Below are 21,546 nucleotides of genomic sequence, written 5' to 3'. Positions count from 1 at the left end.
TTCCGACCATGCAACTCGAGAACCTCACCTCCTTCATCGGCACCGAAGTCAAGGGCATCGACCTGCGCGAACCCGTGAGCGACGCCGACTTCGCCGTGCTGCGCGACACGCTCAACCAGCGCTCCGTGCTGCTGTTTCGCGGCCAGCACATCGACGAGTCGCAGCACGTGGCGTTCTCGCGCCGCTTCGGCACGCTGCTGGGCCACGTGCTCACGCAGTTCCTGAAGAAGGAGCACCCCGAGGTCTACGTGCTGTCGAACGTGTCGGAAAACGGCAAGCCCATCGGCAACCACAAGGAAGGCTGGAACTGGCACTCCGACCTGTCGTACAAGGCCGAGCCCTCGATGGGCGCGCTGCTCTACGCACTCGAAGTGCCGCCGGTGGAAGGCGACACCTTCTTCGCCTCGATGCATGCGGCCTACGACGCACTCGACGAAGAAACCAAGGCGCGCATCCGCCCCATGACCGCCACGCACAGCTATGCCAACTACTACGGCAAGGCCTTCGCCGACCGCAACCCGCTCACGCCGGAGCAGCTGGCCGCCACGCCCGACGTGGTGCACCCGCTGGTGCGCACGCACCCCGAGACCGGCCGCCTCTCGCTCTACGTGGGCGAAGACGTGGTGAAGGAAATCGACGGGCTGCCCGCCGAAGAAAGCGTGGCGCTGCTGGCCGAGCTGAACGCGCACGCCATCTCGCCCGCGTTCAGCTACCGCCACAAGTGGCTCGCGGGCGACCTGCTGGTGTGGGACAACCGCTGCACCATGCACCGCGCCACGCCGTACGACGACAACGTGTACCGCCGCGTGATGCACCGCACCACCGTGGCCGGCGACCGCCCGTTCTGACACCGCGCCAGGAACCGCCCGAGCCCGCCGAACAGGCCCCGCGTTTGAAGACCGACAAAGACAAGCACAACAAGGAAGGCAAGCACATGGAACCGAACGAACCCGAGATGGCGGCAGAACCGTCGGCCCTGCGCGGACGAGATCGCCAGCGCGGCAAGGGCGCCACGCTGTCCGACGAGCTGAAGGACACGCTCGAAGACCTCATCGTCAGCGGCGTGATGAAGCCCGGCGCGCGGCTCGACGAGGCCGAGCTGGCCGAGCGCTTCAAGGTGTCGCGCACGCCGGTGCGGGAGGCGCTGAAGGCGCTGGCCGCCACCGGCCTGGTCGACCTGCGCAGCCGCCAGGGCGGCGTGTGCGTGGCGCGCATCTCGCTGCCCATGCTCATCGAGATGTTCCAGATGATGGCCGTCATGGAAGGCCTGTGCGCCAAGTTCGCGGCGCGCCGCGCCACCGAGGCGCAGAAGCTGCGCATGAGCACGCTGCACGACGAGCTCACCCGCATCCTGGCCTCGGGCGACCACTCGCGCTTCTACGACGTGAACCAGGACTTCCACGACGCGCTGTACGAGGCCTCCAACACGCACTACCTGGCCGAGCAGACGCGCGCGCTGCGCAAGCGGGTGCGCGTGTACCGCCGCTACGTCACCTTCCAGCCCGGGCGCATGACCGCCACCATCGGCGAGCACGGCGCCATCCTGGACGCCATCCGGCGCAACGACCCGGCGGCTGCGTTCTCTTCCGCCATCGACCACGTGAGCCTGCTCGAGGACGACATCGTCGACCTGATCGCGGCGCTGTCCGAGCAGGACGGCGGCGCGCCCTGAGCCTCTCTTTCAAGCATTCCAATTTTTTCCGACCGAATTTTTCGACCGTATTCCAGGACATCACTTCATCATGAAACTCGAACTCGAAGGCAAGACCGTTCTCATCACCGGCGCCTCCAAAGGCATCGGCCTTGCAGCCGCCCACTCGTTCGCGGCCGAAGGCTGCCACCTGCAACTGGCCGCGCGCGACGGCGTGGCGCTGGCCGCGGCCAAGGAAGAGATCGAGAAGATCTACCCCATCAGCGTGCGCATCCACCCGATGGACCTGGCCGCGCCGGGCGCCATGCAGCAACTGGCCGAAGCGGCCGGGCACGTCGACATCTTGGTGAACAACGCGGGCGACATTCCGGCCGGCCCCATCGAGTCGCTCGACTTCGCCGTGGTGCGCCGCGGCTTCCAGCTCAAGGTGCTGGGCTACATGGAACTCACGCAGATCTACTACGCGCGCATGAAGGCCGCGGGCGGCGGCGTGATCGTGAACGACATCGGCAACTCCGGCGAGAACTGGGACGCCAACTACATCGCCGGCTCCACCGGCAACGCGGCCGTGATGGCCTTCACGCGCGCCCTGGGCGGCGTGAGCCTGGACGACGGCATTCGCGTGGTGGGCGTGAACCCCGGCCCCGTGGCCACCGACCGCATGGTCAAGCTCATGAAGCGCCGGGCGCTCGACACCCACGGCGACGAAGGCCGCTGGGAAGAGCTGTTCGACAACTACCCCGGCGGCCGCCCAGCCACGCCGGAAGAAGTGGCCGAGCTGATGGTGTTCCTGGCCTCGCCGCGCGCGGGCTACATCACCGGCACCGTGGTGACCATCGACGGCGGCATTGCCGCACGCGGCTCGATCATCAAGACCAGCAAGAAGGCCATGGCCGCCGAACAGCAAAGGCTCGCGGCATGAGCGCGGTACTCAAGCCCGTCGAGGCACCCAAGGCCGCGGCCTCGTCGGTGACCGCCGACGCCGAAACCCGCAACCAGTATTTCGACCGCCTGTTCACCAACCCCGAGCTGATGTGGCTCGGCCAGAACACCAACCATTACCCGCTGCACCCCGCGGTGAAGAAGGCGCTGCACGACGCCATCGACGACGAGAGCTTTCACGCCTACGCGCCGCCGCTGGGCATGGAAGCGCTGCGCTCGGCCATCGTGGCCGACCTGGGCGTGGCCGGCCAGTCGGCCGTGGTGACCGACGGTGCGGTGTCCGCGCTGGCGTTGGCCTGCCGTGCCTTCTGCGTGGCGGGCAAGGGCTTCGTCACCACCGATCCGGGCTGGAAGTGGCCGCTGCAGTTCGCGGCCAAGGCCGGCTCGGTGATCACCGAGATTCCGATCTACGGGCCCGAGTACGGCTTCAAGCTCTCGGCCGAGGCGCTGGCCGCGTCGACCGACGAGAACACCGCCGTCATCTACCTGGTCGACCCCAACAACCCGCTGGGCACCACCTACACCGAAGACGAGATTCGCGCTTTTGCCGACCGCGCCCGCGAGATCGGCGCCGTGCTGATCCACGACTGCACCTACCGCGACTTTGCCGACAGCCACACGCTGGCCTCGCGCTTCTACCCGGAAGGCACCGTGACCATCGTGAGCTTCTCGAAGTGGCTCGGCCTGGCCGGCCTGCGCCTGGGCGCGCTCGTGGCCTCGCCCGAGCTGCTCGCGCGCATCCTGCCGCATTCGCAGGCCCCGCTGGGCGCCAGCGTGCTGGCACAGCGCGCCGCCATTGCGGGCCTGGCCGTGAAGGACGAGTGGATGGCCGAGGTCATCACGCAGCAGCGCGCCAACCAGCAGATGATCGTCGACGCCTTCGCGAAGCTGCCGGGCTTCGAGGTGCCGGTGTTCCCCTCGCAGGCCAACTTCATCGTGGTCGAGTGCAGCAAGGCGGGCGTGACGCCCGAGGCGCTGGTCACCGCGCTGGGCGAGCACGACATCATGGTGCGGCAGGGCACGTACCACACGCCGCGCTTCGGCCACCGCTTCATCAAGATCTCGACCACCGTGCCCAAGGCCTGGGCGCAAGCCCTGTGCGACGTGCTGCCGCAGGCCGTGGAACGCGCACGCAGCCTGCCGGCCACGGCGGCCCTGTTCTGAGGAAGGACGAACGATGAGCTTCGCCACCACCCCCGACGGCACCCGCCTGTACTACGAGAGCGCCGGCAGCGGCACGCCGATCGTGTTCGTGCACGAGTTCGGCGGCGACCACCGCAGCTGGGAGCCGCAGATGCGCTACTTCGCGCGGCGCCACCAGTGCGTGACCTTCGGCGCGCGCGGCTATCCGCCGTCGGACGTGCCGCAGGACCTGGAGCGCTATTCGCAGGCCACCGCGGCCGACGACATCGTTGCCGTGATGGACGCGCTGGAGCTGGAGCGCGCGCACATCGTGGGCCTGTCGATGGGCGGCTTCGCCACGCTGCATTTCGGCCTGCGCCACGCGAAGCGCGCGGCCTCGCTGGTGATTGCCGGCGCCGGCTACGGCGCGGAGAAGGAACACGAAGACTACTTTCGCGGTGTCTCGCTCGAAGTGGCCAGGCAGTTCGAGGCGCAAGGCGCCGAGAAATTCGCGCGCACCTATTCGCTGGGCGCGAGCCGCGTGCAGTTCCAGAACAAGGACCCGCGCGGCTGGCAGGAGTTTGCGGCCTGGCTCGGCGAGCACGACGCCGTGGGCGCGGCCAACACGATGCGCGGCGTGCAGGTTCGCCGCCCGTCGATCTACGACCTGGAGAGCGACCTGAGCGCGATGGCCGTGCCTTCGCTGGTGGTGGTCGGCGACGAGGACGACCACTGCCTGCAGCCCGGCATCTTCCTGAAGAAGACCGTGCCCGCCTGCGGCCTTGCCGTGATGCCCAAGACCGGCCACACGCTCAACCTGGAAGAGCCCGCCGCGTTCAACGCCTTGCTGGCCGAGTTCTTCGCGCAGGTCGAGGCCGGCCAGTGGAAGCCGCGCGATCCGCGTGCGCTGCCCAGCCAGATCATGAAGACCGACTGATGAACGCCGAAGCAGCCACCGATCAGACCGCGCGGACCGAGAAGCCAGAGCAGGCCGGGCACGGCACCGCGGGCGAGAAGGGCATCTGGCGCATCGACGCCGACCGCCTGTGGGACCGCCTCATGACGCTCGCGCGCATCGGCGCCACGCCCGGCGGCGGTGTCGACCGGCAGGCGCTGAGCGCGGAAGAAATCGCCTCGTGGCACACGATGATCGACTGGGCGCTGTCGGCGGGGCTGGAGCCTTCGACCGACGCGGTGGGCAACCTCTTCATCGCGCTGCCCGGCATCGACCGCAACGCGCCGCCCGTGCTGGCCGGCAGCCACCTCGACAGCCAGCCCGGCGGCGGGCGCTTCGACGGCGCGTACGGCGTGGCGGCTGCGCTGGAGGTGCTCACCACCATGGCCGCGCGCGGCGTGCGCCCGCCGGTGGACATCGTCTGCGTGGCGTGGATGAACGAGGAGGGCTCGCGCTTCGCGCCCGGCATGATGGGCTCCGAAGCCTTTGCCGGCGTGCGCAGCCTGGAAGACGTGCGCGCGGTGCGCGACGCCAAGGGCGTGTCGGTGGCCGACGCACTCGACGCCTTGCATGCCGCGTTCCCCGCGCTGCGCAGGCGCCCGCTGGGCTTTGCGCTGGCGGCGTATGTCGAGGCGCACATCGAGCAGGGGCCCATCCTGGAGGCGCAGGACCACGTGATCGGCGTGGTCACCGGCATCCAGGGCAAGAAGACATTCGACATCGTCATCGAGGGCGAGCGCGGCCACGCCGGCACGCTGGCCATGGCCGACAGGCGCGATGCGCTCGCAGCCTTCTCGCGCATCGCCGTGGCGCTGTATGCGCAGGTCGGCGGGCATGACGACATCGTGAAGTTCACCATCGGCCGCCTGCAGGTCGAGCCCAACGCGCCGTCGGTGGTGCCCGAGCGCGCCACGCTGCGCATCGACCTGCGCCACCCCGACAACGCCGTGCTCGAGCTGCTGGGCCAGCGCCTGGTGACGCTGTGCGAGACGCTGGCCGCGCCGTGCCACGTGAGCGTGACGCCGCTGGTCGACGCGCCTTCCAACGTGTTCGACCCCGCGTTGCAGCAAGCCATTGCGCAGGCCGCCGAGCGCATCGGCGAGCCGCACATGCCCATTCTTTCGGCCGCCGGCCACGACGCGCGCCACATGGCGCCGCTGTGCCCGAGCGCGATGATCTTCATTCCCTGCCGCGACGGCGTGAGCCATGCGGAACACGAGTGGGCCGAGCCCACGCACGTGGCGGCCGGGGCGAACGTGCTGCTGCGCGTGTTGCTGCCGTATGCAGGAGAGGGCGCACAGCCATGAACTCGACAGCCACCGCCGCAGTGCATGACGAGGCCGCCATGCCCGCCATGCCCGCCACGCTCGACATGGCAGACCTGCCCATGCAGCACCCGCGCGCGCCCGCCAGCGCCGCGCAGGCGCGGGCGCGCTTCTTCAACTCGGGCAACGCCTTCAACGTGAAGCTGCCCGTGGTGCCCGCGCAGATGTTCGCGCCGCCGCAGGAAGGCCGCTTCGGCGTGTTCGACTGCGACCAGTCGCGCGCCTTGGGCTGCGGCTTCGCGGCCACCACGCCGCTGATGCTCGCGCGCTATGTGCGCGTTGCGGCGCGCGATGCGCTGCTGCCGCTCGACGTGAACGCCACCGGCTCGGTCTGGTACGTGATTGCCGGCAGCGGCCGCCTGGCCGGCGGTGCCGACAGCTTCGCCTTCGGCACGGGCGATGTGTTCCTGCTGCCCGGCGCCGCGGGCTACCGGCTGGAGGCCGGCCCTGAAGATCTCCTGCTGTGGACCGTGGGCAACGAGCCGCAGCTGGCCTTCGAGCGCGCGCAGCCCGCACCGCTGGCCAAGGCGACCATCGACGCGGTGCACTACACGGCCGAGGAAATCGAGCGCCAGTTCGCGCTGATCTTCTCCACCGCCACGCGCGACGAAACCTCGGGCCGCGCGCTGATCTTCTCGTCGGACCGCCAATCGGCCGCGCGCAACCTCACGCCCACGCTCACCCTGAGCTTCAACACGCTCCAGCCGCACACCCACCAGCGCACCCACCGCCACAACTCCGCCGCCATCACGCTGGTGGTGCAGGGCGAGGGCTGCCATTCGATGGTGGGCGATGCCAGGTGCCCGTGGGCGCCGTGGTCCACGCTGGTCACGCCGCCGGGCGCGCCGCACTCGCACCACAACGCGGGCGTGCAAGGCGCTCGCTTTCTCATCGTGCAGGACGGTGGCCTGCACTACCACGCACGCACCATGGGGTTCGAGTTTCTGGAGTCCGTGGCTTCCGTGGAGTCCCTCGAATAGAGGAGTCGGGAGATCGCGACATGGGCCTTGCACCTGCGCGTCTTCGATCTGTAATTTGAGCGGGCCACCATGCGCGCATGTCTGGTCAACTTATCTCCATCGCCCTGACCGTCGATCAACACGACGGCGGCGATTACTTCTGGGTGCTGCTCGAGTCCTTCGACAACTCGATGGAGTTCGAGTCGCTCATGGAAGCCGCCAAGGGCTTCCACACCTATGCCGAAGCGCTGCAGGCGGGCTACGCCGTGCTGCGCGGCCTGTCGGAAGACCTGAACGTCGGCCCGCGCGAGGAGGCCGACGAATCGGCCTTCACGGAAGACAGCGCGGTCGGCGAGTTCGACTGAGCGCACGCCGGCATTGGTGGGCCGCGCAGCCGCGCGGCCTGCTGCATCGCGCCGCCGGAGCCCGCCGAGGCATGCCGACCCATCGCTGCATGCTGCGCGCCTATGCCGATTGGCGGAAGCCACAAACATGGGGTGCGTCCGCCAAATGGCGGATGTCCAATGGCTGTCACCAAGCGTAGGCTCTGACCGACACGCCTCCCCATGGCGGACCGGAGACATTGCACCTGCACAGGCGGCCACACCCGGTGTGGGCCGCTTCTGTGCGTTGCGGCCTGTGCACATGCACACCATGGCCGTGCTCACAAGATGTCGGGGAGTTTCGATGGTCGAGTATTTCCGTGTAGGCCTGCCCTACATCCGAGTGCGTTTCAAGGTTCCCGCGCGGCGCGGCGGGCGGGTCGAACTGCAAGGCAAATTCGGTGTGATCACCGGTGCCAGCGGTGAGTACCTGCTCGTGAAGTTCGACGGCGAGTTTGCCGCGGTGATCATTCACCCGGTCGAACTCAACTACGTGGAGGCGGGCGAGGCTGTCGAGCCTGCGCCGCCTGTTCAGATGCCGGGCACGAGGCCTTGCACCGAGTAGCACTCGCACATCTCTCCTGCTTTCTTCGACGCGGTTTCGAATCGATCAACCACGGTTTCGAATTGCCGCCTTCCCGGGGCTATGCTCGTGCGAGTTATTTGCGCGATAGAAACGACATGAAGAAACCAAAACCCCCGGCCAAGTCTTCAGCCAAGGGCACCTACGACCTCAAGAAGCAATGGCATTGGGGCCGCGCCATGCGCGAACTGCGCATTGCCGATTTCCAGAAAGACGGCCGCGTGCTGGTGCCTGGCGAATACACCGGCGAGGGCCCGGCCACCGACGACGGCACGGGCGCGTTGCGCACCGTGGGCGGCATCCAGGTGGGCGCGGCCAACTACGAGACCGGAATGATGTGGGTGGGCCGCAAGCTGCGCGAAGGCGATCTGCCTACAAAAGCCGCCTGATCGCACGGCCGATCGGCCGAATTTCTTCAGGGTAAATCCCGGCGATTTTTGTCTGCGGCAGGTCTATCTTGGGCTTGTGACCAACTGCTGGAGACGATCATGTTGATGGTTGCGAAGGTGATGGTTGTCGGCGCAACGGCCCTTGTCATGGGCGGCGTGCCTTCACCGGGCAGCGACCCTGCCGACCTTTCTGTCTCGGCCTCACCCGTGGTGGCTGCCGCGAACACCAGCCAGACAACCCCTGCATGCCCGAGCGGCTGCAATGTCTGGCGGATGATCTACGACGGCCGCTGAACGCGCGGTGCAAAGGCTTCGAGCCGCGGCCTCGCGGGCCGCAGGGGCGCTTCGCGCTCTTTCTTTCGTCACGCCGCCGAACACCTTTCGCACTCTCCGCGAGCGCCTTGTGGGCTTCATGCCGAAGCCCATGCATCGAGGGCTGGTTTACTGTTCTTAAAAACTGTATATTCATACAGTCTTTTTTGGCAACTGGCCTTTGATGAGCGCGCTACGCGCGTGGGGGCGATGAACCATGAATCAATCTGAGCTTTTCTTTCCGCGGGCTGCCGCAGCGGCGATGCCCATGGCAATGCCGATGCAGGTGCCTGTATCACCAGCCGTGCGGCACATGCCCGCGCCCTCGCTCGCGTCGACGCCAGCACCCGCGCGCGCGGTGCAGCGCGACGAGCCGTTCCGGTTCGAGAACGTCGAGGTCGAGGCGCGCGTCACCTACACCGTTCGGCTGGCCGACTACCCGCACCCCGCCGCGGACGCGGTGAAGGTCGCGGAGCAGCGCTTTCGCCGCGAGATCGACAAGCAACTGGGCGGCGATGTGGTCGCTGCGCTGCGCGCGTTCCAGAACGCGAGCGAGTCGAGCGAGAGCGATCTGTCGAAGGCCGAGATCGCGATGGCCAAGCGCTGGGCCAAGGCCTACGACGCGGCGCGCACCGCGGGCTTTCGCGACCTGGGCGACACCGACGAAGCGTTCTTCGACGTGCGGCCGATCTGAAGCTGGAGCGCGCCGTTTCAGCGGCGCGCCAGGTGCGGTGGCAGTGGTTGCCGTCGCCGCTATGGGCGAGGGCGCCAGAGCTGGCCCTCGAGGATCAGGTGCTGCACCGACTGCAGCGCGTCGCCCGACGCGCTCATCATCATCGCGTTGAGCTGCTCCAGCCGCGGCAGCATGCCGAGCACCAGATGCGGGAGGCCTTCGGCGTTTTCTTCCGCGGCGTGACGCATGGCAAGCAGCAACTGCTCGACCTGGTAAGTGGCGTGAAGCGTCACGTCGAGCCTGGCCGGTGCGCCCAGCGCGTTCGAGGTGGAGCGGGCAGGGCGCTGCGATACATTTCTGGTAGCCATGATGTGCGGTTCTTTCTACAGGGGTGCACGTTGTGGTCAGACGGCTGCAGGGGTCCTACCCCCTGTGGCCGTCGCCTTTTGTGCCTCACTGCGGACAACGCGGCTTGCGTTGTCCCCGCCATGAGGCGCGGCGGTGGTGGCTCATGGCTTTGGCTTGGGCAACCCCGCCTTGGCAATGCAGGCCCGAACCCAACGGGCACCGCGCAGCAAAGCGAACTTCTCCTTCTGCGCCGGCGTCATGCGAACCGTGATGGGGATGGACGCGACGCCCTCCTGGAGCGGAGCACGACCGGGTCTTGCCTTGGGGGATTTCTTGAGGGCCATGAACCTCGATGATCAGCGAGCGAGTGCTGTTGCGGGCGCGCGGGGTGTGCGGCTTGCGCAAGGAAATGGCGCAAGGCGTGCGCTATTTCATGAGCTTCCAATTGGTTTGAAAAGTGTCTTGTCGCGAGACAATTTCAGCTCGAAGAAATCGCGTGAAGACGCTGCATGCAACGTGTGAGAGGCAGGAAGAAATGAGCGTCGAGACTGACTACAAGGGCTTGCTGGACACGTCGTTCGACCCGACCTTCGCTTCGCTCGCATTGCCTTCGCTGCCGTGGGTGGGAAGCCGCTACGCGAGCTCGCAGAAGAAGACCATCGTGCTCGGAGAAAGCGTGTACGCCTTCGGCAAGAACGACGCGCATGCCGCCAGCCTGGCCTACGTGGCGAGCAGCGGCGCGCTGCGCAAGATGCACCTGAATCGCGCGCTTGCGTTGAACTCGAAGAAGGTGGGGCGCGCGACCTATGTTCGCAACTTCGAACGGGCCGTTTACCTGAAGCGCAAGACATCGCCGGCGGAGCGGCAGCGCCTGTGGTCGGAGCTTGCGTTTTTCAACCTGGTTCATCGCCCGATGAAGACGCGCAAGCATCGCCCGGACGACACCGACTACCTGCACGGGTGGGCGTCGTTCTTCACCGTGGCGGCTGCCCTGGGCGCCGAGCGTTGCGTTGTCTACGGCACCGAGGGGCCGAAGATCGACGCGCTGCGCGGCCTGTGCGGCGCCGAGAACGTGACCCGCCGAAAGTGCGACCCCATCGCGGGCGTTCAGCCGTCGGAGCTCACCGCGACGCACGAGGGTCGCTCGATGGCGTTCCTGTTCATTCGCCACCCCAGCGCCTTCTTTCCGTGGAGCGACTGGGGCGCGTGGATGCGCAGCAAGAACTGGCACCTGGCGCCGGCTGCCTAAGGCCATGGCCCGGCGCGGCCGTTCTGGGCATAGTCGGGTTTTCGAAGGAGATGCCATGTCCATCCAGCAGGACGAATTCTTCGCGGCCTTCCAGGCCCTGGAGGCCAAGCGCGAGTCCCACCGCAACCTGATGGCCCAGATTGCTGCCGGCGAGCCTTACGACCGGCAGGCGCTGAAGCGGGAGCTGGAAGAGCTCGACGTTCTGTACAAGGTCTTCCAGGAGAAAGCCAAGCCGTTCGTGCACTAAACGGCGAAAAAGGCAAAAAAAGCAAAAAAAGTGAATCTGTTTGTGAGGTTGCTGCGTAGAGCCGTCGGATGGCCCGAATTTTTCAGCGGGGCCACGCCGTTTTCCCACTTGGCGCAGGAGAAAAGCCATGGCGACCTACGAAAGAGTGATCCGCGAAACCGGCAGGTTCAACGTGGTGGACGCAGAAGACCGTCAGAGCACGGTCATCGAGTACACGACGTTCTTCCTGCGCGTGAGCCTGCACAAGGAGTACAGCCCGAAGAAGGGGGATGTGTCCTATCGGCTGGCGGACGGTCGGGCGGTGAACCGCACGCAGGGCGGGCACTTCGATGTGGGCAATGGGCTGTGCAGGTTCTTTGCGGTGGGGGACGGGGCGGGCGATGCCCGGCTGGGGTGGGCGACGCGGGGGATGGCGTCGGACGCGGGCGTGCAGTGCGGCTTGCACTAGGGGCAGCGTTCCACCGGGCACGGCCCTTTTGACGGGGCATTGAAGAGACTTGCCGGGACTTGCCGAGGCTTGTCGAGAACCGGGCATTGCGCGCCGCGGTTCTCGACTGCCTGGGGTCGAAACAATGTCCGCATGAGACGGCTGAGGCTGGCCTGTGCGCGAGTTGCTGGTGCGGGGCGCTCACGCTCGAGTGAGGTCTCGACGCGGTGCATCATTCGTTTCCTGACTATTTGGGGGAAGCGAGATGGGGAAGCCCGAACCGAAGGTGATCCGACTGCAGATGCAGCGGGATGCGCAAAGCGCTTTTGCCGTGATGCATCAAGATGGTCAAGCCGTGTCGATCCATGCGATCGAGGGCCCTGGTCTCGAGTCTCTTCCTGGTGACGGTGAGACATATCGCAGCATCACCGAGGCGCACAACCGGGCCTGGTGGCTGTGGGTGGATGCGCTGAGGTCTTAGGTGAAACAGATGACAAAGCCGACACGCACCGCCGCCCAGCTTCGGTCCCTGCTGCTCGAGCGCATCGAGACGATTCCCGACCTGCGCGGCGTGCCGACCGATGTGCACGGCGCTGGCGTCGTGTGGGCAGACCCGGGCGGCGAGGGCGGCGCGAACTGGACGGTGCCGGTGCGCACCGACCGGGGCACGCACCGCGTCGACATCGCGCGCATCGTGCGCGAGCTGCAGATGCGCTTCGACCTGGAGGATTGATCGGCGCGATACTCCGCGCTCCAAAGAATGGAGGCGGCGATGAACGGACTCGTGGTGCTCGGTCTGTGGACGCTGGTCGGTGCGGTCATTGCGCTGCTTGCGGGTTGGTCTCCTGCCTTGAAATGGGCAAACGAAAACGCGGGGTTTTCCTCTTGGGTACAGGCCGTTGGTTCGGTCGCTGCAATCGGTCTCGCCGTCTGGGTTGTACAGCGCCAGCATCGGCTGGAACTCCGGCGGAAAGCAATTGCAGACTGGCAAACCAAGCGCGCAGCTCTGCAGGGCGCGTTGCAGGTGATGAGCGGCGTGTACAGCGTCGCCGAGAAGATCGCAAGCATCGGGTGCGTTCGACCTCCCGTGCTGATGGACCTCTTCCATCTTGCGATTGAGCTTGAGGTGTTGGTGAGTGCGCTGTCACGCACTGACTACCTCCGATTCGAAACGCACAGCGCTATCGAAGGGCTCTCTGTTTCTGAAAGTTTGGGCAAAGCACTTCTTCACAGTGCCAAGAAGGGGCATGAGCGTATGAGGCAAGCCGATGCGCCCGATCATTGGCCGGCGATCATTGCGCGTGCAAACGAGTGCGCCGCAGGCATCAAGGTGCGAACGGATCGTCTCTATGCGGATATCGTCGCACTGGAGCCGCCGCCCAAGAGCACACACTCGCAGGCTCCTTGGGCACGCTAGGCAGCTTGGGGTTCAATCCGCCGATGCGTTGTTGTGCGCATCGATCTTCGAGGCCACCAATTCAACACTTGCCGCACGGCCCGGCAGATGCTCAAGGCGGCGAACTGGCGCACATCGCAGATGAGCGCCGCGCCGGCAGCGCCACATGTGAGTGGCACGCCGGCGCGTTGACACGCGATTGGCTTTGACTCGCTCGCGACTCAGGGCGCGGCGACGGGTTCGATCTTGCGGATTCGGTGGTTCAAGCTGTCGGCCACGTAGATCGTGCCGTCGGCGGCGATCGCGATGCCGTACGGCTGAGAGAACCTCGCAGCCTCGCGGATGCCGTTCTGGCTGCCCATCACCCCAGCCTTGCCTGCAACCGTGGACACCACGCCCGCCGGCGTGATCTTGCGCAGGACGTTGTTGTCGGTGTCAGCCACGTAGAGGTTGCCGAGGGCGTCGAAGGCCAGGCCGCCAGGGCGCTGGAAGGTCGCGATATCTTTTGCGCCGTCCAAGGAGCCGGGCGTTCCCGTGCCCGCGAAGGTCGTGACCACGCCACCTTGCGTCACCTTGCGGATCCTGTGGTTTTCGCTGTCGGCCACGAAGAGATTGCCGGCGGCATCGGCCACGATGCCATAGGGCCGGGCGAACTGTGCCGCAGTGCCGGTGCCGTCGGCAAAGCCGAGGGGCGACGAGCCGGCCAGTGTGCTGACATCTCCGGCAGGCGTGATCTTGCGGATGAGAGAGACGTGGAGCTCGGCCAGGAAGATGTTGCCCGCACCGTCGATCGTCATTGCGATGGGGCCGTTGAACGTCGCGGTGGCGGCGTTGCCGTCCCCTGAACCAGGGCTGCCAGCGCCCGCGAAGACGCTCACGTCAGCCGTCTGGGTGATCTTGCGGATCACGTTCCCGCCGAATTCCGCGCCGTAGAAATCGCCCGACGGCGCAAGGGCCATGGCGATCAGGCCGTTGAAAGAGGCCGCGGTTGCGTTGCCGTCGATCGTGCCAGCCGTGTTGTTGCCGGCAAAGGTGCTGACGTCGCCGTTGGCCGCGACCTTGCGCATGCGGTTGCTGCCCGGTTCCGACACGAACAGCTCGCCGTTCTTGCCGACGATGACGCCCATGGGGTTGTCGAACGTCGCCGTGTCGCGGTTGCCGTCGAGCGAAGCGGGGCTGCCGGTTCCGACGAATGTCGAGACCTGTGCGGCCGCCTCCGCGCACGTGACGGCCACGTCGCCGACCTCGGCCGTGACCGTGCCGCTGCCCTTGGTCACGGTGCAGAACTGCCAGTAGGGCTGGTTGCGCACGCTGACCGCGTAGTCTGATCCTGTGGCGACGGTGCCGGCAAAGCTGAACTTGCCGTCGGCCGTCAGCGTGAGGTCGTCGCCCGCGTTGTTCTGCAGCACGAGTTTGCCGACCATGCCGGTCACGGTGCCGCCGATCGCACGTTGTTCGGCGACCGGGGTCACGGGCTGCGCCGGGGCCGCCGTTGGAAAAAAGAAGCCCCCGCCGTTGCTTCCGCCTCCGCCACCACCACAAGACGCCAGCAGCGCGATCGCACCGGCCACGGCGCCGCAGCGCCCGTAGAAACTCGCTTGACTAAACAGCATCCTCTGCCCCTCGTTAAATTTATTGATCCACGAAAAAGAAGCAGGTCAGGCTGGAAGTCTGAGAAGTTTCTAATTGTTGATTTTTGTAAATGAAGTGTTTCCTGCCCATCCCCAGGATTGGGTATTTCTGGAAATGGATGGGCGGTAGAGGAGGGGCTGTAGAGCCGAGCAAGCGAAGGCTGACAGCGCACAGGAAAAGCGAACTGCCGACGCCATGGCGCAGTTGGCCAAGCGCAAAGCCGCAGCCAAAACTGGTGGGGACGTCGTCGACAAGTAGTTTTGCCGCGTATCGCGTTCCGAGAGATCACCTGCGAGGCCGCGAATACGGTCAGAAGGCCCTACGCTGTCTTTGTCACCAAGGGTGGCAGTCGTGCTTGGCGCGGCCAGGATCCTGCATGAAGGCCACTAGACATGCCGGTTCGATTCCGGTCCCGGGCATGAGAAAGCCCGCGCGAGGCGGGCTCCCGTGGTGAGGCCGCTGCGCCGAGTGCGACGTCGAGCGGTGCCGGAAGGTGCACTCAGCCGCGGGGTATCGGGCTTTCGCTGAGGGGTTTGCCAAACCGTTTTACGCATTCTTCATACTGGCCGATCTCGGCGCCCGTAGGGATCATCCCAGCGGCAGGCCCCTCGACCAACTGCGTGCGGCCATCCTCGAGTATGTCCGCGCTGAGCAGGATGTACTTGTCGGTCCTCAGGTCAACGCGGTAGCCGTTGACCCGCCTTGTCTGGTAGACCATGGCGTTGATGTGCCGCTGTTCAGCGGTGAGCCCGTCTTGAACACATTCCAAGAACGCCAGAACTTTTTCCGATGGGATTGCGCCTGCAGCGCGGAATTTGAAGCGATCCTCATGCTCCCCACGAAGCGTGGGTGCGACGCAGCCGGTCAAGAGCGCGAGAAGAATGACGCAGGCCAATCGCGAAGCAGGCATTTTTAGAGCTAATCCGGTTTTGAAGCATCTGATGATGCCAAAGAATCGCAACCGCAAAGCCCGTGTTCAGGCTTTCTGAGGGCCGCGCTGGAAACGCGCGTGCCTCAAGATCGCGGCCTTCACCCCCCTGTTTCTCCAGCTGCTCAAAGCCGATGGATCCCGTCTACCCCAATGCAGTGAAGCCGTATTGCGGATGCTGGCGAATGGTCAAGTAGCCCAGTTCCCCCAATTTCGACGAATCTCAACGGTTCATCGTGATTGCTCATGGAGCAAAAAATCCCGCTCGACAGAGGAGAAATGGCTGCTCTTGGTGCTTTGTGGGGCTTCGTGGAACACTAAATTGGCCTGCCCGGAGGGGATCGAACCCCCGACAACCTGCTTAGAAGGCAGGTGCTCTATCCAACTGAGCTACGGGCAGATTTGCGGCCTGAGAGAAGCCTGAAGAATCAATGACTTAGGCGTCATTCTTTCCAGGCTGGCCGCGGCGAATTCTACCCAGTTCCGCATTGGCCTCGCGCCTGTGAGCTCGGGCTGCGGCGGCTCCCGCTTCCGGTGAATGGCCCCAGCAAGCACGGTGCGCCGAGGCCGGATTCCGGCAGGTGTTCTGTCAACGGTTGCAGGCTGCTGTCGCGTTCTATATGATGCACGTCATGCGAAAAGAGAAGACCAGCGCCAGGGCCGCCGCGAAAGATGCCACGCACGAGCGCATCGTGTCCGTGGCCGCCCGCGCGATCCGTCGCAGTGGCTACGACGGCACGGGCGTCGCGGACATCATGAAGGAGGCCGGCCTGACGCACGGCGCCTTCTATGCCCACTTCGCCTCGCGCGAGGCCATGCTGGCCGAAGCTGCGGGCAGGGCGTGCGCGGAGTCCGCTTCCGCGGCCGCACAGGTCGTGGCCACCACGCCCACCGACAAGGCGCTGGCATCCATGCTGGGCGCCTATCTCTCCAAGGAGCATCTGGAGCACATCGACGTGGGGTGCCCATTGGCCGCGCTGGGCTGCGAAACTTCGCGCCAGGTGCCTGAAGTGCGCCGGGTGACCACGCTGCACATCAAGGAAATGATCGACCTCATGGCCCGCCAGTTGCCGGACTGGGGACAACCGGGCGCCCATGAACGGGCGCTCGTGACCATCTCGACGATGGTGGGCGCCTTGCTGCTGGCGCGCGCAGTCGACGAGCCTGCGCTGTCCGATGCCTTGCGCCAGGCCGCGCTCAAGCACCTGAGCCCCACGGGCAGCTGAATCCGCCGATGGACGAAGCGGCCCATTTTTTCGCCTTTACATATGACGAACATCATGCGAAATGAAGAGATCGACAAGACCTGGCGTGCCGGGAACAAGGAAGAACGATGAAGGCATTCGTGCTGGAGCGCTATGGAAAAAAGCGCGCATTGCGATTGACGGACATGCCGACGCCGGAACTGCGCGACGACGAGGTCCTGGTCGAGGTGCATGCCGCGGGCGTGAACCTGCTGGACGCCAAGATCCGTGACGGCGAGTTCAAGCTGATCCTGCCTTATCGGCTGCCGCTGGTGCTGGGGCACGACGTGGCCGGCGTCGTGGTGCAGGTGGGCCGGCGCGTGCAGCAGTTCAGGCTGGGCGACGAGGTGTTCGCGCGGCCGGACGACTTCCGCATCGGCACCTTCGCCGAGTTCGTCGCGGTCAAGGAGGCGTCGCTGGCGCTCAAGCCCAAGGGCCTCAAGATGGCCGAAGCCGCGTCGATCCCCCTGGTGGGCCTGACGGCTTGGCAGGCACTGGTCGAGAAGGCGAAGCTGAAGAAGGGGCAGAAGGTCTTCATCCAGGCAGGCTCGGGCGGCGTGGGCACCTTTGCCATTCAGCTGGCCAAGCACCTGGGCGCCACCGTCGCCACGACGACGAGCACGGCCAATGTCGAACTGGTGAAGAGCCTGGGTGCGGACGTGGTCATCGACTACAAGACGCAGGACTTCGAGGCGCTCTTGCGCGACTACGACGTGGTCCTGAACAGCCAGGACGGCACGACGCTCGAGAAATCGCTTCGCGTGCTCAAGCCCGGCGGAAAGCTGATTTCCATCTCCGGGCCGCCGGACCCCGACTTCGGCAAGGAAATCGCAGCCCCCGGGTTCGTGAAGCTGGCCATGCGCCTGCTGAGCCTGGGCGTCAGGCGAAGGGCGAAGGCCCGGAGCGTCGACTACGCCTTTCTGTTCATGAGGGCGAACGGCGCGCAACTGCACGAGATTGCACGGCTCATCGACGCCGGCGCCATCCGCCCCGTGATCGACCGGATCTTTCCGTTTGCCGCCACCAACGAGGCCCTGGCCTATGTCGAGGCCGGCCGCGCGAAGGGGAAGGTCGTCGTGCAGGTCAAGTGAACCCGATTCCTCAGCCGCCAACCCGCCAACCCATCAACCCACCCATCCGTTTTTTTGGAGCCTCTCATGAAGATTGAAAACGCCGTCGCCCTCGTCACCGGGGCCAATCGCGGCATCGGCCTGGCTTTTGCGCGCGAACTGCTCGCCCGAGGCGCCCGCAAGGTCTACGCCGGCGCACGTGACCCCGTCACTGTCACGCAGGCCGGGGTGACGCCCCTGCGGCTCGACGTCAACCAGCCTGAAGACGTGGCCGCTGCCGCAGCGCAAGCGCCGGACGTCACGCTGGTGATCAACAACGCCGGCATCGCCCAGCCCGGCGGCTTTCTTGCAGCGGACAGCGAAGACGTCGCCCGGCGCATTTTCGAAACCAACTTCTTCGCCGTGCTGCGCATGAGCAAGGCCTTTGCGCCGATCCTCAAAGCCAACCACGGCGGCGCGCTGCTCAACGTGCTGTCGGTCGCCTCGTGGGTGAATGGCGGCGAGCTGGCCGCGTACTCGGCGAGCAAGTCGGCTGCCTGGTCGCTCACCAACGCGCTGCGCAACGAGCTCGCGGCGCAGAAGACGCAGGTGCTGGGGTTGCACATGGCCTATGTGGATACCGACCTGACGCGTGGGTTCGAGGTGCCGAAGTCCAGCCCCGAGGAAATCGTCCGGCGCGCGCTCGACGGCCTCGAATCGGGCCTCGACGAGGTGCTGGCCGATGCGCTCACGCTGCAGGTCAAGCAAGGAATGACGGCGGCACGGCCGAGCTATCTGCCGCAGCTGGCCTGAGCTGGCTCCGGCCAGCTGCCAGCGACCCGATTCTTTCGTCTCTTCCAGGAATGACCATGCTTTTCGAACCTCTCGCCACGCCTGCGTTTCAACTTGCCAACCGCGCCGTGATGGCGCCCATGACGCGCAGCCGCGCCGTCGATGCCAACACGCCCAACGACCTGATGGCCGAGTACTACGGCCAGCGTGCAACCGCCGGCCTGATCGTCACCGAAGGCACTTCGCCGTCGCCCAACGGCCTGGGTTACGCACGCATCCCCGGGCTCTTCAACGACGCGCAGGTGCGCGGCTGGAAAGCAGTCACCGGCGCGGTCCATGCCAAGGGCGGCAAGATCTTCGTGCAGCTCATGCACACCGGCCGTGTGAGCCACGCGGCCAACCTGCCGGTGGGGGCGGAGGTGATCGGGCCGGCGGCCGATGTCTGCCCCGGCGAGATGTACACCGACACGCAGGGCATGCAGCCGCACGGCACGCCGCGCGCGATGACAGCCGCCGACATTGCCCACGCCGTGGGCGAGTACGCGAAGTCGGCGCAACTCGCCATCGAGGCGGGATTCGACGGTGTCGAGCTGCATGCCGCGAACGGCTACCTGATCGAGCAGTTCCTGAACGCCAATGTGAACCAGCGCACCGATGCCTACGGCGGCGGCATTGAAGGCCGCAACCGCTTCGCGCTCGAGGTGGCCCGCGCCACGGCCGACGTCATCGGTGCCGATCGCGTCGGCGTGCGGCTGTCGCCTCATGGCGTGTTCAACAGCACGGGCGCCTTTCCCGATGTCGAATCGCAGTACCTGGCGCTCGTGCAGGCGCTGTCGGCGCTTGGCCTGCGGTACGTGCACCTGCTGGACCATTCGGCCATGGGCGCGCCGCCCGTGCCTGGCGAGTTGAAGTCCCGGCTTCGCGCTGCGTTCAAGGGCTTGTTCATCCTGGCCGGAGGCTTCGATCGCGCCGGTGCCGATGCAGCGCTCAAGGCCGGCCAGGCGGATCTCATCGCCTTTGCGCGCCCGTTTCTCGCCAATCCCGACCTGGTGGAGCGCATGCGGACCGATGCGGCGCTGAACGCCTTGGACATGGCGACGTTCTATACGCCGGGTGCCAAGGGCTACACCGACTATCCGGCCCTCGCGGCCTGATCGAGATACCTCGAAGGCCGAACACCATGGGTGCGACGCAAAGGCCGAACGTGACCTGGAAGGACGTTCCGACGCGGACGCTCACCGCGGGCGGCGTGGAGTTCGCCTACCGCGAACTCGGAACGCAGAACACGGGCACGCCGGTGATCTTTCTCATCCACCTGGCGGCCGTCCTGGACAACTGGGACCCGCGGGTTGTCGACGGCTTCGCGGCAAAGCATCGCGTCGTGACCTTCGACAACCGGGGCGTCGGCGCGTCCAGCGGCAAGCCGGTGTCGTCGATCGAGGAGATGGCCCGGGACGCCATCACCTTCATCGAGGCCATGGGGTTCGAACAGGTCGACCTGTTCGGCTTTTCGATGGGCGGGATGATTGCGCAGGAAATTGTCCTGATGGCACCGCAACTCGTGCGCCGGATGATCGTCACGGGGACAGGTCCCGCGGGCGGCGAAGGCATCGGCAAGGTGGCGCGGGTGACGTACCTCGACATGGTCCGGGGTTTGCTCACCCGCCAGGATCCGAAGCAGTTTTTGTTTTTCACCAGGACGCCCGCCGGCATTCAAGCGGGAAAGGCGTTTCTGCTGCGCTTGAAGGAACGCTCAGGAAATCGCGACAAGGAGATCACGGTGACCGCGCTGCAGGCGCAGCTGAAAGCGCTGCGCCGGTGGGGCGCGAAGAAACCGGTGGATCTGTCGGGGGTTCGGCACCCGGTTCTCGTTGCCAACGGCGACAGCGATCGGATGGTTCCGAGTCAGAACACGCGGGATCTGGCGCTGCGGCTTCCGAACAGCGAACTTGTCATCTATCCCGACTCCGGGCACGGCGCGGTGTTCCAGTTTCACGCCGACTTCGTGAGCAGGGCGCTCGCGTTTCTCGCCTGACTTCGCGGGGCAGGGCCACAAAGCAAAACGGTGACAGCAACCTGAGTTGCTGTCACCATTCACATTTTTTGGTCGGGGCGAAAGGATTCGAACCTTCGACCCTCTGGTCCCAAACCAGATGCGCTACCAGGCTGCGCTACACCCCGACAAGCCTTCTATTCTAGCCCGGATATTGGCCGGTTCCAGAATTTCTCTTCAACGCTTCACATACTGCGTCTTGCCGAAGAGAACTTCGCGCTCCTTGTCGCCGGTGAGGGGCTGGCGCAGGTCGGCCAGCACCTTCACGCCGCGCTGCACCGCGGGGCGGGCGGCGACGCCGTCGAACCAGGCCTTCAGGTGCGGGAAGTCGGTGAGGGTGATGCCCTGGTTCTCCCAGCTGCGCAGCCACGGGAAGATGGCGATGTCGGCAATCGAATAGGTCTTGCCGGCAATGAACTTGTTCTTCGACAGCTGCCTGTCGATCACGCCGTACAGACGCTTGGCTTCGTTGCTGTAGCGGTCGATGGCATAGGCGATCTTCTCGGGCGCGTACAGGCGGAAGTGGTGCGCCTGGCCCAGCATGGGGCCGACGCCGCCCATCTGGAACATGAGCCACTGCAGCACGTCGTAGCGCTCGCGGTCGCCGGTGGGCAGAAACTTGCCGGTCTTGCCCGCCAGGTACACGAGGATGGCGCCCGACTCGAACAGCGAGATGGGCTTGCCGTCCGGACCGTCGGGGTCGGTGATGGCGGGGATCTTGTTGTTCGGGCTGATCTGCAAGAACTCGGGCGCGAACTGGTCGCCCTTGCCGATGTTCACCGGGTGCGCGTGGTACGGCAGGCCGCACTCCTCGAGCATGACGTGAACCTTGTGGCCGTTGGGCGTGGGCCAGGAATAGACCTCGATGGGCGATGCAGCAGGCATGT

Annotated in this window: 26 protein-coding genes and 2 tRNA genes; 22 read left to right on the top strand and 6 right to left on the bottom strand. The window is 65.9% G+C overall.

Annotation, left to right across the window (positions count from 1 at the left end):
• The first annotated feature begins 8 nt into the window (after nucleotides 1-8).
• The 12 genes from BM013_RS03725 to BM013_RS03670 all read left to right on the top strand — a co-directional run bounded on the left by BM013_RS03725 (nucleotide 9) and on the right by BM013_RS03670 (nucleotide 9,315).
• Entirely contained in the window at nucleotides 9-848 is an 840-nt protein-coding gene (locus BM013_RS03725; RefSeq protein WP_093122918.1) for a TauD/TfdA dioxygenase family protein, read from the top strand.
• 86 nt (nucleotides 849-934) lie between these two features.
• Nucleotides 935-1,672 (top strand): GntR family transcriptional regulator, encoded by a 738-nt coding sequence (locus tag BM013_RS03720; protein WP_093123364.1) that lies wholly within the window; start codon nucleotides 935-937, stop codon nucleotides 1,670-1,672.
• Between the two features lie 70 nt (nucleotides 1,673-1,742).
• On the top strand, nucleotides 1,743-2,573 hold the full coding sequence (locus tag BM013_RS03715; RefSeq protein WP_093122915.1) for an SDR family oxidoreductase: 831 nt from the start codon (nucleotides 1,743-1,745) through the stop codon (nucleotides 2,571-2,573).
• The gene (locus BM013_RS03710) at nucleotides 2,570-3,757 is read left to right on the top strand and encodes a pyridoxal phosphate-dependent aminotransferase (RefSeq protein ID WP_093122913.1); all 1,188 of its coding nucleotides are present in this window, start codon (nucleotides 2,570-2,572) and stop codon (nucleotides 3,755-3,757) included. The genes BM013_RS03715 and BM013_RS03710 overlap by 4 nt, the downstream gene beginning before the upstream one ends.
• A gap of 13 nt (nucleotides 3,758-3,770) precedes the next feature.
• The gene (locus BM013_RS03705) at nucleotides 3,771-4,652 is read left to right on the top strand and encodes an alpha/beta fold hydrolase (protein ID WP_093122910.1); all 882 of its coding nucleotides are present in this window, start codon (nucleotides 3,771-3,773) and stop codon (nucleotides 4,650-4,652) included.
• On the top strand, nucleotides 4,652-5,977 hold the full coding sequence (locus BM013_RS03700; RefSeq protein ID WP_093122907.1) for a Zn-dependent hydrolase: 1,326 nt from the start codon (nucleotides 4,652-4,654) through the stop codon (nucleotides 5,975-5,977). The genes BM013_RS03705 and BM013_RS03700 overlap by 1 nt, the downstream gene beginning before the upstream one ends.
• On the top strand, nucleotides 5,974-6,975 hold the full coding sequence (locus BM013_RS03695; protein ID WP_093122905.1) for a cupin domain-containing protein: 1,002 nt from the start codon (nucleotides 5,974-5,976) through the stop codon (nucleotides 6,973-6,975). The genes BM013_RS03700 and BM013_RS03695 overlap by 4 nt, the downstream gene beginning before the upstream one ends.
• A 77-nt stretch (nucleotides 6,976-7,052) precedes the next feature.
• Complete coding sequence (locus BM013_RS03690) at nucleotides 7,053-7,319, top strand: hypothetical protein (RefSeq protein ID WP_093122902.1); 267 nt, start codon at nucleotides 7,053-7,055, stop codon at nucleotides 7,317-7,319.
• Between the two features lie 289 nt (nucleotides 7,320-7,608).
• Nucleotides 7,609-7,902 carry a hypothetical protein gene (locus BM013_RS03685; RefSeq protein WP_256219986.1) on the top strand — a complete coding sequence of 98 codons (294 nt, stop codon included), beginning with the start codon at nucleotides 7,609-7,611 and terminating at the stop codon, nucleotides 7,900-7,902.
• A gap of 116 nt (nucleotides 7,903-8,018) precedes the next feature.
• Nucleotides 8,019-8,309, top strand: coding sequence for a hypothetical protein (locus tag BM013_RS03680; RefSeq protein WP_093122897.1), 291 nt, complete (start codon nucleotides 8,019-8,021; stop codon nucleotides 8,307-8,309).
• A 99-nt stretch (nucleotides 8,310-8,408) separates the two neighbouring features.
• Nucleotides 8,409-8,603: a hypothetical protein gene (locus tag BM013_RS03675; protein WP_093122894.1), complete on the top strand. Its 195-nt coding sequence runs from the start codon at nucleotides 8,409-8,411 to the stop codon at nucleotides 8,601-8,603.
• A 331-nt stretch (nucleotides 8,604-8,934) separates the two neighbouring features.
• Nucleotides 8,935-9,315 carry a hypothetical protein gene (locus BM013_RS03670; RefSeq protein ID WP_371279627.1) on the top strand — a complete coding sequence of 127 codons (381 nt, stop codon included), beginning with the start codon at nucleotides 8,935-8,937 and terminating at the stop codon, nucleotides 9,313-9,315.
• 59 nt (nucleotides 9,316-9,374) lie between these two features.
• Here BM013_RS03670 and BM013_RS03665 read toward each other — a convergent pair whose 3' ends face one another.
• Nucleotides 9,375-9,662: a hypothetical protein gene (locus tag BM013_RS03665; RefSeq protein ID WP_143072471.1), complete on the bottom strand. Its 288-nt coding sequence runs from the start codon at nucleotides 9,660-9,662 to the stop codon at nucleotides 9,375-9,377.
• A 515-nt stretch (nucleotides 9,663-10,177) separates the two neighbouring features.
• On the opposite strand from BM013_RS03665, the gene BM013_RS03660 reads away from it, so the two are divergent.
• The 5 genes from BM013_RS03660 to BM013_RS03635 all read left to right on the top strand — a co-directional run bounded on the left by BM013_RS03660 (nucleotide 10,178) and on the right by BM013_RS03635 (nucleotide 12,982).
• The gene (locus BM013_RS03660) at nucleotides 10,178-10,891 is read left to right on the top strand and encodes a hypothetical protein (protein WP_093122884.1); all 714 of its coding nucleotides are present in this window, start codon (nucleotides 10,178-10,180) and stop codon (nucleotides 10,889-10,891) included.
• A gap of 55 nt (nucleotides 10,892-10,946) precedes the next feature.
• Nucleotides 10,947-11,138 (top strand): hypothetical protein, encoded by a 192-nt coding sequence (locus BM013_RS03655; protein ID WP_093122882.1) that lies wholly within the window; start codon nucleotides 10,947-10,949, stop codon nucleotides 11,136-11,138.
• 127 nt (nucleotides 11,139-11,265) lie between these two features.
• Nucleotides 11,266-11,586, top strand: a complete 321-nt coding sequence (locus BM013_RS03650; protein WP_093122879.1) for a hypothetical protein — start codon at nucleotides 11,266-11,268, stop codon at nucleotides 11,584-11,586.
• A 469-nt stretch (nucleotides 11,587-12,055) separates the two neighbouring features.
• Nucleotides 12,056-12,298, top strand: a complete 243-nt coding sequence (locus BM013_RS03640; RefSeq protein ID WP_093122874.1) for a hypothetical protein — start codon at nucleotides 12,056-12,058, stop codon at nucleotides 12,296-12,298.
• A gap of 39 nt (nucleotides 12,299-12,337) precedes the next feature.
• Complete coding sequence (locus tag BM013_RS03635; RefSeq protein WP_143098227.1) at nucleotides 12,338-12,982, top strand: hypothetical protein; 645 nt, start codon at nucleotides 12,338-12,340, stop codon at nucleotides 12,980-12,982.
• A 200-nt stretch (nucleotides 12,983-13,182) separates the two neighbouring features.
• Here BM013_RS03635 and BM013_RS03630 read toward each other — a convergent pair whose 3' ends face one another.
• From BM013_RS03630 to BM013_RS03620, 3 genes are all read right to left on the bottom strand, one after another.
• Nucleotides 13,183-14,433 carry an NHL repeat-containing protein gene (locus BM013_RS03630; protein WP_177225412.1) on the bottom strand — a complete coding sequence of 417 codons (1,251 nt, stop codon included), beginning with the start codon at nucleotides 14,431-14,433 and terminating at the stop codon, nucleotides 13,183-13,185.
• A gap of 659 nt (nucleotides 14,434-15,092) precedes the next feature.
• On the bottom strand, nucleotides 15,093-15,503 hold the full coding sequence (locus tag BM013_RS03625; RefSeq protein WP_143098226.1) for a hypothetical protein: 411 nt from the start codon (nucleotides 15,501-15,503) through the stop codon (nucleotides 15,093-15,095).
• Between the two features lie 341 nt (nucleotides 15,504-15,844).
• Nucleotides 15,845-15,921: transfer RNA gene (locus BM013_RS03620), tRNA-Arg, on the bottom strand.
• 220 nt (nucleotides 15,922-16,141) lie between these two features.
• On the opposite strand from BM013_RS03620, the gene BM013_RS03615 reads away from it, so the two are divergent.
• The 5 genes from BM013_RS03615 (at nucleotide 16,142) to BM013_RS03595 (ending at nucleotide 20,641) form a co-directional block, all read left to right on the top strand.
• Complete coding sequence (locus BM013_RS03615) at nucleotides 16,142-16,747, top strand: TetR/AcrR family transcriptional regulator (protein ID WP_093122863.1); 606 nt, start codon at nucleotides 16,142-16,144, stop codon at nucleotides 16,745-16,747.
• 107 nt (nucleotides 16,748-16,854) lie between these two features.
• Entirely contained in the window at nucleotides 16,855-17,856 is a 1,002-nt protein-coding gene (locus BM013_RS03610; RefSeq protein ID WP_093122861.1) for an NADP-dependent oxidoreductase, read from the top strand.
• 66 nt (nucleotides 17,857-17,922) lie between these two features.
• Complete coding sequence (locus BM013_RS03605; RefSeq protein WP_093122858.1) at nucleotides 17,923-18,627, top strand: SDR family oxidoreductase; 705 nt, start codon at nucleotides 17,923-17,925, stop codon at nucleotides 18,625-18,627.
• A gap of 56 nt (nucleotides 18,628-18,683) precedes the next feature.
• Nucleotides 18,684-19,760: an alkene reductase gene (locus tag BM013_RS03600; protein ID WP_093122855.1), complete on the top strand. Its 1,077-nt coding sequence runs from the start codon at nucleotides 18,684-18,686 to the stop codon at nucleotides 19,758-19,760.
• A gap of 26 nt (nucleotides 19,761-19,786) precedes the next feature.
• The gene (locus BM013_RS03595) at nucleotides 19,787-20,641 is read left to right on the top strand and encodes an alpha/beta fold hydrolase (protein WP_093122852.1); all 855 of its coding nucleotides are present in this window, start codon (nucleotides 19,787-19,789) and stop codon (nucleotides 20,639-20,641) included.
• 69 nt (nucleotides 20,642-20,710) lie between these two features.
• Here the strand turns inward: BM013_RS03595 and BM013_RS03590 are convergent.
• Together BM013_RS03590 and BM013_RS03585 are read right to left on the bottom strand one after the other, a co-directional pair.
• Nucleotides 20,711-20,787: transfer RNA gene (locus tag BM013_RS03590), tRNA-Pro, on the bottom strand.
• 49 nt (nucleotides 20,788-20,836) lie between these two features.
• Nucleotides 20,837-21,544, bottom strand: coding sequence for a glutathione binding-like protein (locus tag BM013_RS03585; protein WP_093122849.1), 708 nt, complete (start codon nucleotides 21,542-21,544; stop codon nucleotides 20,837-20,839).
• Nucleotides 21,545-21,546 lie beyond the last annotated feature (2 nt).

Origin of the sequence: Variovorax sp. OK605 (genome assembly GCF_900115445.1) — a bacterium.
Classification (GTDB): domain Bacteria; phylum Pseudomonadota; class Gammaproteobacteria; order Burkholderiales; family Burkholderiaceae_C; genus Variovorax.
Note: the sequence above shows the minus strand (reverse complement) of the source record. Positions and strands in the feature narration are given on the sequence as shown.